This is a genomic window from Gilliamella sp. Lep-s35 (assembly GCF_009795845.1).
Lineage (GTDB): Bacteria > Pseudomonadota > Gammaproteobacteria > Enterobacterales > Orbaceae > Gilliamella.
In genome coordinates this window covers 1-15,741 of the sequence record NZ_WTEX01000008.1, presented here as the reverse complement: position 1 = coordinate 15,741, position 15,741 = coordinate 1, and the positions used below count along the sequence as shown (strand labels likewise).

The following is a 15,741-nucleotide window of genomic DNA, read 5'->3' as shown; positions in this document are numbered from 1 at the left end:
ACTTTTTTTAATTTTTTATAGAAGAGTTAAGTAATTTAGTCGGATGTTTTTATCAATATTGTCTGCTTTTAGTTATTGTTAAGTAAGCGTAATTCATGGGATATTTTTTAAAATTATTATTCTTACTACCAAAGTGGTAATTCTTGAGGGTAGTTATAATCTGTACAAAGTTTCATACAATGTTATCAAAATAAAATTAAATCATTAAATTAAAATAAAATTGGAGTTTTGTATGAGTAAAACCAATCTCGTTATTATTGGTAATGGGATGGTTGGGCATCGTTTTGTTGAAGAATTAATCGATAAAGCACAGTCTAATCAGTTTAATATTACTATATTTTGTGAAGAACCACGACTTGCCTATGATCGGGTGCACCTTTCTTCTTATTTTTCTGGCCACACAGCAGAAGCGCTTTCTCTAGTTCGTGAAGGTTTATACGAAGAGAATAATATTAAAGTCTTACTTAATGAACGGGCTATTTTAATTAATCGTCAACGTAAGGAGATTCACTCTCAACAAGGGCGAATTGTTGCTTATGATAAATTAATTATTGCGACAGGCTCTTATCCTTGGGTTCCACCAATTAAAGGCGCCGATGGTTCGGATTGTTTTGTTTATCGTACGATTGAAGATCTTGATGCGATTGGGGAATGTGCAACGCGCAGTAAAAAAGGTGCGGTTGTAGGTGGTGGATTATTAGGGCTTGAAGCGGCTGGTGCGTTGAAAAACTTAGGTATGCAAACGCATGTGGTTGAATTTGCTCCAGTACTTATGGCAGAACAGCTTGATGCCATGGGCGGCGAGCAATTACGTCGAAAAATTGAAGAGATGGGGGTTGGTGTCCATACCAGTAAGAATACCCAAGAAATTATTCATACCCCTGAAGGCAAAATTATGCAATTTGCAGATGGCTCGGCACTTGAAGTCGATTTTATTGTTTTTTCGACAGGGATTCGGGCAAACGACAAATTAGCGCAAGAATGTGAGCTAGATATTGGACCTCGTGGCGGAATTGTGATTAATGATTATTGCCAAACATCCGATCCCGATATTTATGCTATAGGCGAATGTGCTTGTTGGCAAAACAAGGTTTTTGGTTTAGTTGCACCAGGCTATAAAATGGCTCAGATTGCCTTAGCTCATTTAATGGGTGAATCTGCCAAATTTGAAGGTGCAGATATGAGTGCTAAATTGAAACTGATGGGCGTAGACGTTGGAAGTATTGGTGATGCCAAAGCAAAAACAATTGGTAGCCGTAGTTATGTTTATTTAGATGAAACCGCATCAGTTTATAAGAAGTTAGTTGTTTCTAGCGACAATAAAAAGCTTTTAGGTGCAGTATTAGTTGGCGACACATCAGATTATAGCAATTTACTGCAATTAATGCTTAATGATATGGAGCTACCTGAACATCCAGATACGTTAATATTGCCAGCACATGCAGGTGCAAAACCGGCTATGGGCGTTGATGCGCTTCCTGATTCTGCTCAAATTTGTTCATGTTTTGATGTGACAAAAGAAAAAATTATTCATGCCATTAATGCCGGTTGCCATACCGTTGCCGCAATAAAAGCTGAAACCAAAGCAGGAACAGGCTGTGGTGGTTGTATTCCATTAGTTACTCAAATTCTGAACTTGGAGTTAGCTAAGCAAGGGATCGAGGTTAGCAATGCATTATGTGAACATTTTAAATATTCTCGTCAGGAGTTATATCATCTTATCCGTGTTGAGGGCTTAACGTCTTTTGAACAGGTGATTAAAAAACATGGACAAGGCTATGGCTGTGAGGTTTGTAAACCAACAGTTGGTTCGTTATTAGCATCATGTTGGAATGATTATATTCTTAAAGATAATTTGATTCCTCTACAAGATAGTAATGATATTTTCTTAGGCAATATTCAAAAAAATGGGACATATTCGGTGATTCCGCGTAGTGCAGGTGGTGAAATCACGCCAGAAGGATTAATTGCTGTTGGTCAAATAGCTAAAAAATATAATCTTTATTCTAAAATTACCGGCTCACAACGTATTGGTTTATTTGGTGCACAAAAAGATGATCTTCCTGCTATTTGGAAAGAGCTAATTGATGCTGGTTTCGAGAGCGGTTATGCTTATGCCAAAGCATTACGAATGGCAAAAACTTGTGTTGGTAGTACTTGGTGTCGATTTGGTGTGGGCGATAGTGTTGGTTTGGGGGTTGAGCTTGAAAATCGCTATAAAGGTATTCGTGCACCACATAAATTTAAGCTAGGTGTATCGGGTTGTACGCGTGAATGTGCTGAGGCTCAAGGTAAAGATATTGGTGTTATTGCCACAGAAAAAGGTTGGAACCTTTACGTTTGTGGTAATGGTGGTATGAAACCTCGTCACGCCGATTTACTTGCTGCTGATCTTGATAAAAATACACTTATTCAATATATCGATCGTTTCCTTATGTTTTACATTCGTACTGCCGATAAGTTACAACGCACATCGGTTTGGCTTGAAAATCTTGAAGGCGGCATTGATTATTTGCGCAGTGTTATTATTGACGATAAACTCGGTATTAATGCAGAACTAGAAAATGAAATGGCACGTTTACGCAAATTAATGGTATGTGAATGGAAGGAAGCGGTTGAAAATACAGAAGGTCAAATTCGATTTTCTCATTTTATTAATAGTAACAAACGTGATGAGAATGTCCAAATCGTACCTGAGCGTGATCAGCATCGCCCAGCTACCGCAGAAGAACGTAAAGTAATGTTAGGGGAATAATATGAGCCAATGGATAACAGTTTGTAAGCTTGATGAGATTTTGCCAGGCACAGGTGTTTGTGCGCTTGTTGGTAATGAACATGTGGCTATCTTTCGTCCTTATAATAATGCTGAAATTTATGCAATTAGTAATATTGACCCGTTTGCTAAGGCAAGTGTTTTATCGCGTGGCATTATCGCAGAACATGAAAATGAGTTATGGGTGGCAAGTCCGCTTAAAAAACAACGTTTTCGTTTAAAAGATGGTTATTGTCTGGATGATGAGCAATATTCTGTCACTCATTATGATGTAAAAGTTAATGATAATGGTGAAGTGCAAGTAAAATCGCAATAACTATATTTTAAAAAGGATAAATATTTATGTATACCGATACGATTAATAAATGTGCTGCTAATGCAGCGCGTATTGTCAGTTTGGCAAAAAATAATCCATTTGGCTTTTGGTTAAGCTCAGCTATGGCAGGGGCTTATGTAGGAATAGGTATTATTTTGATTTTTACTTTAGGAAACCTTGTTGATCCATCAATAAGACCTTTACTTATGGGGGCAACGTTTGGCATTGCTTTAACATTGGTTGTAATTGCAGGTTCTGAGTTATTTACAGGGCATACCATGTTTTTAACTCTAGGAGTAAAATGCAAAAAAATTACTCATACCCAAATGTGGACAGTATTGCCGCAAACATGGTTAGGAAATTTATTAGGTTCAATTTTTGTTGCTGCATTGTATTTTTATGCTGCAACACCGCTATTATCAACGGATACTAGTTTGGTACATGCAGCAGCTTTAGCAAAAACATCAGCTTCAGCTTCGGCATTATTTTTTAGGGGTATTTTATGTAACTGGCTAGTTTGTTTAGCGATTTGGATGGCTAATCGGGTAGAAGGCTCGGCAAAATTTATTGCGATTTGGTGGTGTTTGCTAGCGTTTATTGCTTGTGGGTATGAACACTCTGTTGCTAATATGACACTTTTTTCACTTTCTTGGTTTGGTCACCATAGTGAGGCTTATACATTAACTGGCATTGGTCATAATTTACTTTGGGTCTCGTTGGGTAATATTGTTTCTGGTGCTATTTTTATGGGATTAGGATATTGGTATGCTACACCTAAAGCTGAGCGACCATAATCTCAGCATAATTATAAAGGATAAGTATTGAGGTTTTATGGATTATTTTCCACTATTTTGTAAGTTAGAAAACCGAAACTGCCTGCTAGTTGGTGGTGGTGAAATAGCCGAGCGGAAAGCTCGGCTATTGCTTGAAGCTGGCGCTAGGTTAACGGTTAATGCACTTGAGTTTAATGAGCAATTTTTATGCTGGCAGGAGCAAAAGCAGTTAGTGTTACAGCAAGGTGAATTTGATGCTCAATTACTTGATAATAAATGGTTAGTCATTGCTGCAACAAACAGCCCTGAAACAAATAAAACAGTAAGTATTGAGGCTGAAAAACGATGCGTTTTTTGCAATGTTGTTGATTCAGCAAAAGAGGGCAGTTTCATAATGCCTTCAATTATTGATCGTTCCCCTATTATGGTAGCCGTTTCTTCAGAAGGACATGCTCCTGTTTTGGCTAGATTACTACGAGAAAAATTAGAGTCTATTTTACCTCAGCATTTAGGTAAATTAGCTAAATATGCAGGCTATTTACGCAATAAAGTTAAAATAACTTATCAAACCATGGCTGCCCGTCGTCGCTTTTGGGAGCGATTGTTTTCTCATGATAGATTAGCTCAGGCGATTGCAAATAATGACTCAGATCGCGTTGAAAGGCTGACCAATGAGCTATTTGATCTATCGCTTGATTCCCGAGGTGAGGTTGTTTTAGTTGGAGCAGGACCTGGTGATGCAGGATTGCTGACGATAAAGGGATTACAGCAAATTCAGCAAGCAGACATTATTGTGTATGATAGATTAGTATCCGATGACATTATGAATCTTGCTAGGCGAGATGCTCAGCGCATCTTCGTAGGTAAACGGGCTGGATTTCATTGTGTTCCTCAAGAACAAATAAACCAAATTCTTTTACAGCAAGCGAAGAAAGGTAAGCGTGTTGTTCGCTTAAAAGGGGGCGATCCGTTTATTTTTGGTCGTGGCGGTGAAGAGCTTGAAACCTTATTTAATGCAGATATTCCATTTTCTGTCGTGCCTGGTATTACTGCGGCTTCGGGATGTTCTGCCTATAGCGGAATTCCGTTAACACATCGAGATTATGCTCATAGTGTGCGTTTAATTACTGGTCATTTAAAAGATGGAAGCCATCTTGATTGGCAAAGTTTAGCTGCAGAAAAACAAACTTTAGTTTTTTATATGGGATTGTCTCAAGCAGAAAATATCGAAAAACAGCTAATTAAATATGGTATGGATGCAAACGTACCTGTTGCGATTGTTGAGGAGGGCACCACAACAAAGCAAAAAGTGGTATCAGGCGTGTTAGGTAATTTAACACAACTATCATTGCAAGCTCGTAGCCCAAGCCTAATTATTATTGGACCTGTTGTCGCATTACGTGAAAAGCTTAATTGGTTTTCTACGTGATACCCTTTACTTGTTCCGATATTTTAAATTTTGGGGCTCAAAAAGAGATGATAGATAAATTAATGAACAAAAATTATCAAAACAAATTAAACTCTTAAGGCTATTATGACAGATAAAAATCGGATAGAATTATTTTTTGAGCAAGACATGTAGAAATACACTTATGAACATTTGAAGGGAGTATAGAAATTCCTTGCGCTGTTTATAGGGCGTGTTGATCTTTCGTGATTATTTTTTAGACGGCATGATATGAGTTATAATAATTCTGCAAAAAACAACCATAACTCGATTCATTGTAACTGTCCCCCTAAAATAGCACAACAAAAAAGTAGAAAATTCTCTATGATAAAAGTAAAGAGGATTTAAACATGAAAAAAATGACTGAACACCAAATTGTATCGATATTAAAAGAAGCAGAAGCAGGTATTCCGGTTAAAGAACTGTGCCGTAAATATGGCATGGGCAACTCGACTTTTTATAAGTGGCGAGAAAAATATGGCGGAATGGAAAGCTCAGATATCAAACGCTAAAAAGAGCTTGAGGCAGAAAAGCGCAAACTTAAACAGATGGTTGCTGAGTTAAGTTTGAAATCCCAGCTTCAGGAAGAAATCATAAAAAAGCTTTAGTGCCCACAACAGCACGTAAAACGTGGGCACAGCAACTACAACAAAATCATTCAGTTACTATTACTATGAGTTGTGCCATTGTTGGCTTAAGCCGTTGTGCTTACTATTATCAACCTAAGTTACCGGATGACTCGATGATTATTGCGATATTGAGCGATATCGCAGAAAGACATTTACGTTGGGGCTTTCCTAAATGCTTTAATCGTATCAGAAAGCTCGGCTATAAATGGAATCATAAACGGGTGTATCGGGTGTATTGCCAATTAAAACTTAATCTCAGGGTAAAGCGAAAAAACGCATTCCTCCACGATGCCCGGAAAGGTTATTAGTCACCAATAAGCAAGGTGAATGTTGGTCAATGGATTTTATGAGTGACAGCAGTCAAAATCAACGTCGCTTTAGGACATTCAATGTGATAGATGACTTTAATCGTGAGGCGTTAGGTATTGATATTGCAGTCAGTTTACCTGCAGGTAGAATCATTCGTTATCTGGATAAACTCGCTCAATACCATGGTTATCCATTAAAAATACGGGTCGATAATGGGCCGGAATTTACTGGAAAAACCTTTATAAACTGGGCTAAATCACATGATATAACCATTGATTATATCCAGCCCGGTAGCCCTTATCAAAATGGCTATATTGAACGATTTAACCGAACTTATCGAACCGAGGTGTTAGATTTATATCTTTTTAACAACCTAGAGCAAGCAAGGAGAATGACTGAAGAATGGTTAACGATTTATAATACCGAAAGACCGCATGAGGCATTAAATAATATGACGCCGATTGAATTTAAAACACAAAAACAGGCAGCGTGATTTTCTATGTGAGTTTTGTACTAAGTTTGGGGTATTTACAATTAGGGCAATAAAGTGGTGCTACCGCTTCTCGAATAAATTCAAAATCAATGACTTTAGCTATTTTACGAACAAAGTGATTTTGAGGGACAAGCGCATCTAACGAAATTTGATCTATTTTTTCGGGTGTCGCTGGCGTTGGTTTTTTTAGCATAGAAGAATTCCTCTTATCATGGACTCTTCTCTATTAGATCAAAGAACTCGCCAAAAAGCGAGTTCTTTGTCATCAATCTGATGCGTATTTACAATACGCAATAAATAAATTTATAAAGATAACCTTTTAAACTACATATAAAGCAGTAAGTTATACTTCTTTTGGATACAAAGAATCGTCTGGTATCTCAATATCAATACTTTCTAACAGTGCATTATATTGGTTTATATCTTCTTGAACTTTTTTTATTATTGCGATAGCTGATTTTTTCATTTCTGGCGCGTCAATAATAAGTTCACCTCTTTCTAAAACGCCACACAGATGAGAATATTCGTTATGCACTCTATCGGTCATAAATACATAAAGATCATCACCCCAAAAACTTTTCAGTACTTGGGTTGTTCCATAAGATGGAGATGGAAATTTGTAAAAAGTATAAATTTCTAAAAATTTACGAGCATGATTACCAAAGTTATAAAATAAATCATAATTACTATCATCAATACTTTTCACTGTTGCACATTTATAGATTTTTTCAAATAAAAAATTAAATTCTGTTACAAATTTACTCAAGTATAAAGGCATACGTTTTATTGTCGAAATATGATCATTTCGTTCAATTAAATAATAACTACTATTTCTATTCTCTTCTTTTATTTTTTTGTTAGCAATTTTAGAATCTTTATCAATTCCTTGAAGCTGTTTTAAATACTTTAAAAATTCTAAGCTATGAGTTGAAATAAATAATTGCTTATATTTTTTATTTTTACAAATTCTTTCCTGAATTAAAGAAAAAATAAAGAAGATATGGTTACTATCTAAACTACAGATTGGATCATCTATCCAAATAATTGGGTTTTTATCTTGCTCAAGATCATCTTGGATTTTTGCTAAAAAATAACAAAAGGCAATAAGACTACACTCCCCTTCACTCAAATTATGTGCTTTAATACCATTTCGTTTAATTTCAAATTTGATAATTTTATTTTGAGAATCATCTAGTTCTTTTGCTTCTAAGCTCAAAGCGTTATGACCAAAATCATGTTGTAGTATTTCATTGATACGATTACAGGCCTCTCGTTCAGATTTCAGTTTATTTTCTTCTAACTTAATTTCGTTGAGAATACGATCCTTTTCTTTTATGTATAATTCCAATTGGTTTTCTAATGGTGGAATAGTAGCCTTAAGCTTTTCTATTTCAGCTAATTTATTGATATAATTGATATCTTTTAAAAAATTATAAACATTATTTAAGCGTAGATGATCTTTCGCTACTTTTTTTTGATGATTTAAATTGGTTGTTAATTCAATATGCTTTTGTCTAATGTTTTCAATCTGTTCTAGTTTTTTTCTTATCTCCTCAGAATAATCCGCGGGAGGTGAAAATTCCAACACACTAAATAACTGTTCTTGCTTTTTCGTTAAGTAAGATATAAGCATATCTGATGATTGGATTTGGCTTTGTAAAAGTCTTGAAAGTTCTGTTTTTAATTCATTTAACTCAGGATGAAAATTTTCATAAAAAGCATTTACATCGATATTAACGGTCATAGAAGCTTTTTCTTCTTCTAAATATTCAATACATTTTATAATACCTTTTTTTAATTTTGTTGATTCTTCATCAAAGTGATTACGTAGAGCCTCTAAACGCTCGTTAGTAATACTATTTGAGCAAAAAGCACATGTATTTCTTTTTTCATGGTGATGCATCCCCTCTTCTACCCATTTATTGAGATGACCATTATTTACCAATTCCTCTATTTTTTTTGATTTTCCAATTTGGGTGTTAAGTATCTCTTTGACTAATTTAATTATCGTTTGGTAATTGATTGTAAAAGAAGGTATCTTATTGGGAGCTTCTTTTTCTACTTGTAAAATAAGTTTTTCATATGAATATCTTTGGTTTTTATCTAATGATTTATAAGTTGTTTTTAAAACCTTAGGAATATCTTTTTCTTTTAGTTTTGTGATAGTATAATTTTGATCGCCATATTTTTCAGGTTGTTTTCTTATAGAATCTTCACTTTTTGTAGCTCTATCTAAAAGTAATTTATCTAGTTCTTTTTGCTTATCAGAACAAACATTCGTTGCCTTATTCAAATTTTTTTGTTTTTCTTTAATGGATAAATATATACCAGTTTCGGCATCTTGTTTATCTGTACCAAGTTTATCGTTTAATGCTTGAATACGGTTCAAAACTTTTTGGTTATCGTCGCCTAAAGTAACTGAAAATGATTCAATGTCTTGTGAATCATCATAAATAAACTTTAAGTTTTCTTTTACAAAATCAGAATTATAAACATAAATTGGATAAGAAAAAGAATCAAGCTCAGATTGTTTAATAGTTTTATTATGTTCTAAGCAAATTTCAAACTCAGGATTTTCATATTTACTAGAAATGTTTTTAGTTTCTAATGATCTAATTATTTTAGAAAGACTTGTTTTTCCAGAATAATTTCTACCATAAAAAATATTAATCTTTTTAAAATTATATATTTCCTTTTTATTATTTTGTAGATAAGCTAATTCATTATCCCATTCAAAATTTCGAAAAATTCCAAAATTCTCGATTCGTTTTATTTTTAAAATTTTCACTATTTTTTATCCTTATATAACATCAGATTATTTTTAACAAAATATTCAAGAATGCTTATTTCTATAGATTTACCTTATAGGCATAATTTTTAATTAACAACTAAAGAAAAGTGATTAAAAAACAATCTTTTTTAATCTATTACAACATAAATTAATGGTCAATATTTTATTTATTCAATATAAAACACCCTTTATTATTAGTCAGAAAGCTGAAAATTATTATGACTGTGAGGCGCTAGAAAGTGATAAAAATGGTTTCATTGAGCAGAGGTTATACACCAATTTTGATTGGTTTTTATATGAGCTAAAGCAATTAGAAAAACATATTTATACAGATTGTGAACGCTCCCAAAAAAGACATCTCAAAAAAACAAAAACTGTATTTATTTACAGTGCTTTTACTGCTATACTGCTAGTATTATAACTAGCCTTATGTATTAATTTATTATGATAACTCAACTAACTATTAATAATTTTGCTATCGTCGATCGGTTGCTTGTGGATTTTTCTTTGGGGATGACAGCAATTACGGGTGAAACAGGAGCAGGAAAATCAATTGCTATTGACGCATTGGGATTATGTTTAGGAAATCGTTCTGATGCTTCATCTATTCGGCATGGTGCAGATCGTGTGGATATTTCGGCTTGTTTTGTGCTTGATGATACGCCAGCAGCTTTTAATTGGCTAAGCGAAAACCAACTTGATGAGGGCAATGAGTGTATTTTGCGACGAGTGATTAATCAAGACGGGCGCTCTAAAGCGTTTATTAATGGTCGCGCTGTTCCTATTTCGCAATTAAAAGATTTGGGGCAAATGTTGATTCAAATTCATGGACAACATGAACATCAGCGTCTGTTACGCAGTGATTATCAGCAATTGTTGTTAAATCACTATATGAATGAACCAACACTACTTGCCCAAATGCATCAAGCCTATAAGCAATGGAAAGAGGCAACACGAGCTTATCAGCAATACGAAACAACACGGCAAGAACGTGATGCACATATGCAGCTTTTGCAATATCAATTGAAAGAACTCAATGAGTTTTCGCCCATTGAGGGGGAATATCAACAAATTGATGAGGAATATAAACGGCTATCTAACAGTGAACAGCTAATTAATTTAAGCCAACAATCTGTTATGTTGTTAGACGAGGCCGACGACTATAACATCAGCAATTTGCTAAACAGTGTAAAAAATAGCGTTCAAGAACTAACCTCGCTCGATCCAACGTTAAATAATGTTTATAACATGTTGGAAGATGCATCTATCCAAATTAAAGAAGCAAGCGATGAGCTTCGTCACTATAGTGAACGTTTAGAGCTTGATCCTGCTCGAGTTATGCAACTTGAACAGCGGTTATCTAAACAAATTGCTTTGGCGCGTAAACATCATGTCTCGCCCGAAGAATTGCCAAATTTACATCAAACTTTGTTAGCTGAATTTAAGCAAATTAATCAGCAAGATGAGCAAAGTGAACAACTTAAAAATGATATTACTAAATACCATCAAATCGCTGTCGAAATTGCCACAAAATTACATCAAAAAAGATTAACAATAAGCAAAACATTAGCCAAAAAAGTGACCACTATCATGCATGACTTATCAATGCCAAATGGTCAATTTAGTATTGATGTTGCTTTTGATGAAAATCGATTAAATGAAGACGGTGCCGATCAGGTAACATTTTTAGTCAGCACCAATGCAGGACAAAGCGCACAACCGCTTGCGAAAGTGGCTTCTGGTGGTGAACTGTCGCGTATTGCTTTAGCAATTCAGGTGTTAACCGCTCAAAAAATGGACACACCTGCTTTAATTTTTGATGAAATTGATGTTGGTATTAGTGGACCAACAGCAGCTAAAGTCGGTCAGCTATTAAGGCAACTTGGTGAATCAACGCAAGTGATCACAGTAACCCACTTACCACAAGTTGCTGGACAAGCAAATCAGCACTATTTTGTTAGCAAACAAACCAACGGCAAGCAGACATCAACCGATATGCAAAAGCTAGATAATACGGGTCGTTTAAACGAGCTTGCTCGGCTATTAGGGGGCGACAAAATTACTGACGCAACATTAGCCAATGCAAAAGAGCTACTTATTATCTAACTGAATTGTGGTAATATAGCGCTTTCATTTTAGGTAGGAAGGAAGCTAGCTTATGAGTCTATCGGGTAAACGTATCTTATTAGGAATTACTGGCGGCATTGCTGCTTATAAATGCCCTGATCTGGTTCGTCATTTAAAAAAATGTGGCGCACAAGTGCGTGTTGTTTTGACTGATTCTGCTAGCCATTTTGTTACCAAAATGACATTACAAGCAGTTTCGGGCAATTCGGTATCGAGTGATTTATTTGATCCATCTGCCGAGCTGTCTATGAGCCATATTGAACTGGCCAAATGGGCCGATTTAGTCCTTATTGCCCCAGCAACTGCCAATATTATTGCCAAAATGGCAAATGGTATTGCCGATGATTTATTATCAACAGTTTGCTTAGCTACCCCGTCGCCAGTTGTCATTGCACCAGCTATGAATCAACAAATGTATAAAGCGGCGGCGACGCAACATAACTTATCAGTATTAGCATCAAGAAACACCTTAATTTTAGGGCCTGACAGTGGCTTTCAAGCCTGTGGTGATATTGGGCCAGGGCGAATGTTAGAGCCTGAAACAATTGTTGAAAATATTAAACAGTATTTTTCAGCCACTGCGGCACTTTCAGGCATATCGATAACGATTACAGCAGGGCCAACAATTGAAGAAATCGATCCTGTCCGTTATATTAGTAATTACAGTTCGGGTAAAATGGGTTTTGCAATTGCAAATGCCGCGGCGCAAATGGGAGCAACGGTCACCTTAATTAGTGGACCTGTTCATTTAGATACCCCAAATAATGTTAACCGAATTGATGTTAAAAGCGCTAGGCAGATGTATGACCAAGCATTGGAACATGCCCAAAAATCGACGATTTTTATTTCTTGTGCCGCCGTTGCTGACTATCATGCTAAAACAATTGCGACGCAGAAAATAAAAAAAACCGGCGATAACGATGAGCTTGTGATTGAATTAGTAAAAAATCCCGATATTGTAGCTAGTGTTGCCGCATTAAAAGCACATCGCCCTTTTGTCGTTGGATTTGCTGCCGAAACCAATGATGTTAAAGCTTATGCGCTAAAAAAATTAACGACAAAAAAATTAGATTTAATTTGCGCTAATGATGTTTCAGACAAGAGCATCGGCTTTAATTCTGATCAAAATGCATTAACACTATATTGGCAAAATGGTGAGCAAACGTTACCATTAAGCAATAAACAACAATTAGCAACACAATTACTTGAAACCGTTATAACACGATATAAAGTGAGTCATGATGAGAAGAAAAATTGATATAAAAGTATTAGATAAACGTTTAGGAAATGAATTTCCACTACCTACTTATGCAACTGAAGGATCAGCTGGTATTGATTTGCGCGCAATGTTTGATAAAACAACTGAAATCAAAGATGGCGAAACCATTTTAACACCAACAGGTTTATCAATGCATATAGCCGATCCTAGTTTAGCGGCATTGGTGTTACCGCGTTCAGGACTTGGTTCAAAAAATGGTATTGTACTTGGTAATTTGGTTGGTTTGATTGATTCGGATTATCAAGGTCAATTGTTTGTTCCTATTTGGAATCGAAGCCAGACCCCTTTTGTGATTGAAGCAGGCGATCGAATTGCCCAACTAATCATTGTTCCGGTTGTACAAGCCGAATTTAACATTGTTGATGAATTTATTGAATCAGCACGAGGTGAAGGTGGATTTGGGCATTCGGGTAAAAAATGATTGTGACAAATAAAAATAAAAATCGTAAAGAAGACATATTACAAGCATTAGCCAAAATGCTTGAGTCCAATGAAGGCACACAACGTATTACGACAGCTAAATTAGCCGCAACAGTTGGGGTTTCTGAGGCTGCGCTTTATCGACATTTTTCAAGCAAAACCAAAATGTTTGAAAGCTTAATTGTCTATATTGAAGATATTTTGTTGTCCCGTATAAATGTAATAATGAATGAAGAACCAAATACATTTACTCGGTTACAACTTATTCTTGCTTTGATATTAGGCTTTTCTGAAAAAAACCCAGGATTAACTCGAATTATGACTGGGCATGCATTAATGTTTGAACAAGATCAATTACAAGAACGCATTAGCCAACTATTTGAACGAATTGAAACACAAATTAAGCAAGTCTTACGTGAGCGTAAAATTCGTGAAGGCGTTGCTTTCAGGACTGATGAGCGTATTTTATCTAGCCAATTATTGGCTTTTTGCGAAGGTATGATGGCGCGTTATTCTCGTTCAGGTTTTAAACATCTACCAACAACCGATTTTGATACTCGTTGGGCTTTATTGGCCAAACAACTTATTTAGTGCATGCTGATAAAACACGTTGACAGAAATATCTGTTACCTATTACTGAGGATAATAAGATGAATTTTGAAGCTTTTTTAAATCATAGCATTTCATTTATCAAAAAATACGACGGGGTTGTATTTAGCTATATCGCTCATTTTTTCTTTGCTATTCTTATTTTTGTTATTGGTAGAACTATCGCTAGGTTTATTAGCAACCAATTAAGACGCATATTATCAAATCGCCATGTTGACCCGACTGTTGTTAAATTTGTCAGCGCCTTATCGTATTATGCTATCCTTGTTATGACATTGGTGGCAGTTTTAGGCCAATTAGGCGTACAAACAGCGTCAATTGTCACTATTATTGGTGCGGCCGGTTTAGCCGTTGGTTTGGCATTGCAAGGCTCACTATCTAACTTTGCTGCCGGCGTTATTTTAATTATTTTTCGCCCATTTAAGGTGGGTGAAACAGTTGCGATTAATAGCCAACAAGGTGTGATTGATTCAATACAAATTTTTTCAACATCTATCATCACATCCACTAATGAACTGGTTGTGATACCTAATAGTCAAGTCGTCAATTCTAATATTGTAAACTACACTCGTTTGCCTGAAAGACGTTTAGATTTAGTGATTAATGTTGGGTATGATTCTGATATTCAGACCGTTTACCGAGTATTAAAACAAGCAGTTGATAAAACAAAAAACATATTAACAACCAAAGAGCCAACTATTCGATTAGATGTTTTAGATGCTTCTTCAATGAATTTTAATGTATTAGTTTGGACATTAAATGAAAACTACGGAGTAGTAAAAGGTGAACTACTTGAAAATATCAAAAATGCATTGAATGAAAATAATATTAATATTCCATATCCAACGATGGATGTAAATGTTAACAGTAAGTCGTCCCTTATTAAATAGCTACTTATTAAAAATGCCGTCGATACCTATCAACGGCATCTTTTATCATAATTTGTAGAAATCCCTCGCGTTGTTTACAGTAATTTGAGAAAAGACTGTAATAAATATCCATAAAAAAATTAACTCCTTATCACAGACAAGAAATATGGCGCTTATATCATAAAGAAAAAATAACCGTCACTGATTTGACTAAACACTTTATGAACAGTCGCCCGACCATTTATAACGTACTAAAGAAAGCTCGATTGAAGCTGTTTGTGCCTATGGCCAGTAAAAATGAACGTTATAAAACCATCAGTTATGGAATTAACCGTCTGGTTAAAGTCGAAAAATCGATTGAAGATAAATTAAGACGGCAAGCTAAACGCGATAACAAAACCTATTCGGGTGAAATGCTACACGTTGATACCAAACGTTTACCTTTACTTAAAAATGAAACAAAACAGCAAACTAGAGAATTGATCCTCGCCCAAAAAGTGGACAAAAGTTGCCTCTATGATATAAACAAAAATCATAGGAGACAAACATCATGGTCAAAAAATTTAGTATCGAATTTAAACAACAATCAGTGGATTATGCGTTATCTAATGCACACCTTTCTATCAGCGAACTTGCCAATCATCTAGGTATGGATAAATCAACCCTAGATAAATGGATTAGGCAACTTTCCCCGAATAAAACCAGCCGTCGAGAGTTAACAGCTGAGCAACAGCGGATTATGGCGTTAGAAAAAGAGATTAAAGTGTAAATACCCCATTTTTAGCACAAAACCTACATAGAAAATTACGCTACCTGTTTTTGTGTTTTAAATTCAATCGGCGTCATATTATTTAGTGCCTCATGCGGTCTTTCTGTATTATAAATGGTTAGCCATTCTTCAGTCAT

General features: G+C 35.3%; 13 protein-coding genes and 2 pseudogenes. 12 read left to right on the top strand and 3 right to left on the bottom strand.

The window, feature by feature from the left end; genetic code table 11:
• Positions 1 to 232: 232 nt before the first annotated feature.
• The 5 genes and pseudogenes from nirB (at position 233) to GQ590_RS05095 (ending at position 6,740) form a co-directional block, all read left to right on the top strand.
• The gene (gene nirB / locus GQ590_RS05115) at positions 233 to 2,755 is read left to right on the top strand and encodes a nitrite reductase large subunit NirB (RefSeq protein WP_160405727.1); all 2,523 of its coding nucleotides are present in this window, start codon (positions 233 to 235) and stop codon (positions 2,753 to 2,755) included.
• A 1-nt stretch (position 2,756) separates the two neighbouring features.
• Positions 2,757 to 3,089 carry a nitrite reductase small subunit NirD gene (gene nirD / locus GQ590_RS05110; RefSeq protein WP_065635341.1) on the top strand — a complete coding sequence of 111 codons (333 nt, stop codon included), beginning with the start codon at positions 2,757 to 2,759 and terminating at the stop codon, positions 3,087 to 3,089.
• 26 nt (positions 3,090 to 3,115) lie between these two features.
• On the top strand, positions 3,116 to 3,883 hold the full coding sequence (nirC, locus tag GQ590_RS05105; RefSeq protein WP_160405726.1) for a nitrite transporter NirC: 768 nt from the start codon (positions 3,116 to 3,118) through the stop codon (positions 3,881 to 3,883).
• A 37-nt stretch (positions 3,884 to 3,920) separates the two neighbouring features.
• Positions 3,921 to 5,291: a siroheme synthase CysG gene (gene cysG, locus GQ590_RS05100; RefSeq protein ID WP_160405725.1), complete on the top strand. Its 1,371-nt coding sequence runs from the start codon at positions 3,921 to 3,923 to the stop codon at positions 5,289 to 5,291.
• 368 nt (positions 5,292 to 5,659) lie between these two features.
• Positions 5,660 to 6,740, top strand: a pseudogene (locus GQ590_RS05095) (IS3 family transposase).
• A gap of 40 nt (positions 6,741 to 6,780) precedes the next feature.
• Here the strand turns inward: GQ590_RS05095 and GQ590_RS05090 are convergent.
• Positions 6,781 to 6,933 (bottom strand): annotated as a pseudogene (locus GQ590_RS05090) (IS5/IS1182 family transposase); the annotation flags it as partial.
• 150 nt (positions 6,934 to 7,083) lie between these two features.
• Positions 7,084 to 9,528: an AAA family ATPase gene (locus GQ590_RS05085; protein ID WP_202112882.1), complete on the bottom strand. Its 2,445-nt coding sequence runs from the start codon at positions 9,526 to 9,528 to the stop codon at positions 7,084 to 7,086.
• 154 nt (positions 9,529 to 9,682) lie between these two features.
• Here GQ590_RS05085 and GQ590_RS05080 point away from each other — a divergent pair, with 154 nt between their 5' ends.
• The 7 genes from GQ590_RS05080 to GQ590_RS05050 all read left to right on the top strand — a co-directional run bounded on the left by GQ590_RS05080 (position 9,683) and on the right by GQ590_RS05050 (position 15,604).
• Complete coding sequence (locus tag GQ590_RS05080; RefSeq protein WP_160422552.1) at positions 9,683 to 9,952, top strand: hypothetical protein; 270 nt, start codon at positions 9,683 to 9,685, stop codon at positions 9,950 to 9,952.
• Between the two features lie 23 nt (positions 9,953 to 9,975).
• A complete protein-coding gene (gene recN, locus GQ590_RS05075; protein ID WP_160405723.1) occupies positions 9,976 to 11,637 on the top strand; it encodes a DNA repair protein RecN in 1,662 nt (553 codons plus the stop codon).
• Between the two features lie 52 nt (positions 11,638 to 11,689).
• The gene (coaBC, locus tag GQ590_RS05070; protein WP_160405722.1) at positions 11,690 to 12,916 is read left to right on the top strand and encodes a bifunctional phosphopantothenoylcysteine decarboxylase/phosphopantothenate--cysteine ligase CoaBC; all 1,227 of its coding nucleotides are present in this window, start codon (positions 11,690 to 11,692) and stop codon (positions 12,914 to 12,916) included.
• On the top strand, positions 12,900 to 13,358 hold the full coding sequence (gene dut / locus GQ590_RS05065; RefSeq protein ID WP_160405789.1) for a dUTP diphosphatase: 459 nt from the start codon (positions 12,900 to 12,902) through the stop codon (positions 13,356 to 13,358). The genes coaBC and dut overlap by 17 nt, the downstream gene beginning before the upstream one ends.
• Positions 13,355 to 13,948 carry a nucleoid occlusion factor SlmA gene (slmA, locus tag GQ590_RS05060; RefSeq protein ID WP_160405721.1) on the top strand — a complete coding sequence of 198 codons (594 nt, stop codon included), beginning with the start codon at positions 13,355 to 13,357 and terminating at the stop codon, positions 13,946 to 13,948. Before dut ends, slmA begins: the two co-directional genes overlap by 4 nt.
• Positions 13,949 to 14,007: 59 nt before the next feature.
• Positions 14,008 to 14,856, top strand: coding sequence for a mechanosensitive ion channel domain-containing protein (locus tag GQ590_RS05055; protein ID WP_160405720.1), 849 nt, complete (start codon positions 14,008 to 14,010; stop codon positions 14,854 to 14,856).
• Positions 14,857 to 15,385: 529 nt separating this feature from the next.
• Positions 15,386 to 15,604: a transposase gene (locus GQ590_RS05050; protein WP_160405719.1), complete on the top strand. Its 219-nt coding sequence runs from the start codon at positions 15,386 to 15,388 to the stop codon at positions 15,602 to 15,604.
• A 35-nt stretch (positions 15,605 to 15,639) separates the two neighbouring features.
• On the opposite strand, the gene GQ590_RS12860 is transcribed toward GQ590_RS05050, so the two are convergent.
• Complete coding sequence (locus GQ590_RS12860) at positions 15,640 to 15,741, bottom strand: integrase core domain-containing protein (protein WP_160405718.1); 102 nt, start codon at positions 15,739 to 15,741, stop codon at positions 15,640 to 15,642.

Bases quoted from the DNA above. Each gene is read 5' to 3' on its own strand.
- coaBC (WP_160405722.1), top strand. From the start codon at position 11,690: ATGAGTCTATCGGGTAAACGTATCTTATTAGGAATTACTGGCGGCATT.
- nirB (WP_160405727.1), top strand. From the start codon at position 233: ATGAGTAAAACCAATCTCGTTATTATTGGTAATGGGATGGTTGGGCAT.
- nirD (WP_065635341.1), top strand. From the start codon at position 2,757: ATGAGCCAATGGATAACAGTTTGTAAGCTTGATGAGATTTTGCCAGGC.
- dut (WP_160405789.1), top strand. From the start codon at position 12,900: ATGAGAAGAAAAATTGATATAAAAGTATTAGATAAACGTTTAGGAAAT.
- cysG (WP_160405725.1), top strand. From the start codon at position 3,921: ATGGATTATTTTCCACTATTTTGTAAGTTAGAAAACCGAAACTGCCTG.
- GQ590_RS05055 (WP_160405720.1), top strand. From the start codon at position 14,008: ATGAATTTTGAAGCTTTTTTAAATCATAGCATTTCATTTATCAAAAAA.
- GQ590_RS05050 (WP_160405719.1), top strand. From the start codon at position 15,386: ATGGTCAAAAAATTTAGTATCGAATTTAAACAACAATCAGTGGATTAT.
- GQ590_RS12860 (WP_160405718.1), bottom strand. From the start codon at position 15,741: ATGACTGAAGAATGGCTAACCATTTATAATACAGAAAGACCGCATGAG.
- recN (WP_160405723.1), top strand. From the start codon at position 9,976: ATGATAACTCAACTAACTATTAATAATTTTGCTATCGTCGATCGGTTG.
- slmA (WP_160405721.1), top strand. From the start codon at position 13,355: ATGATTGTGACAAATAAAAATAAAAATCGTAAAGAAGACATATTACAA.
- nirC (WP_160405726.1), top strand. From the start codon at position 3,116: ATGTATACCGATACGATTAATAAATGTGCTGCTAATGCAGCGCGTATT.
- GQ590_RS05080 (WP_160422552.1), top strand. From the start codon at position 9,683: ATGGTCAATATTTTATTTATTCAATATAAAACACCCTTTATTATTAGT.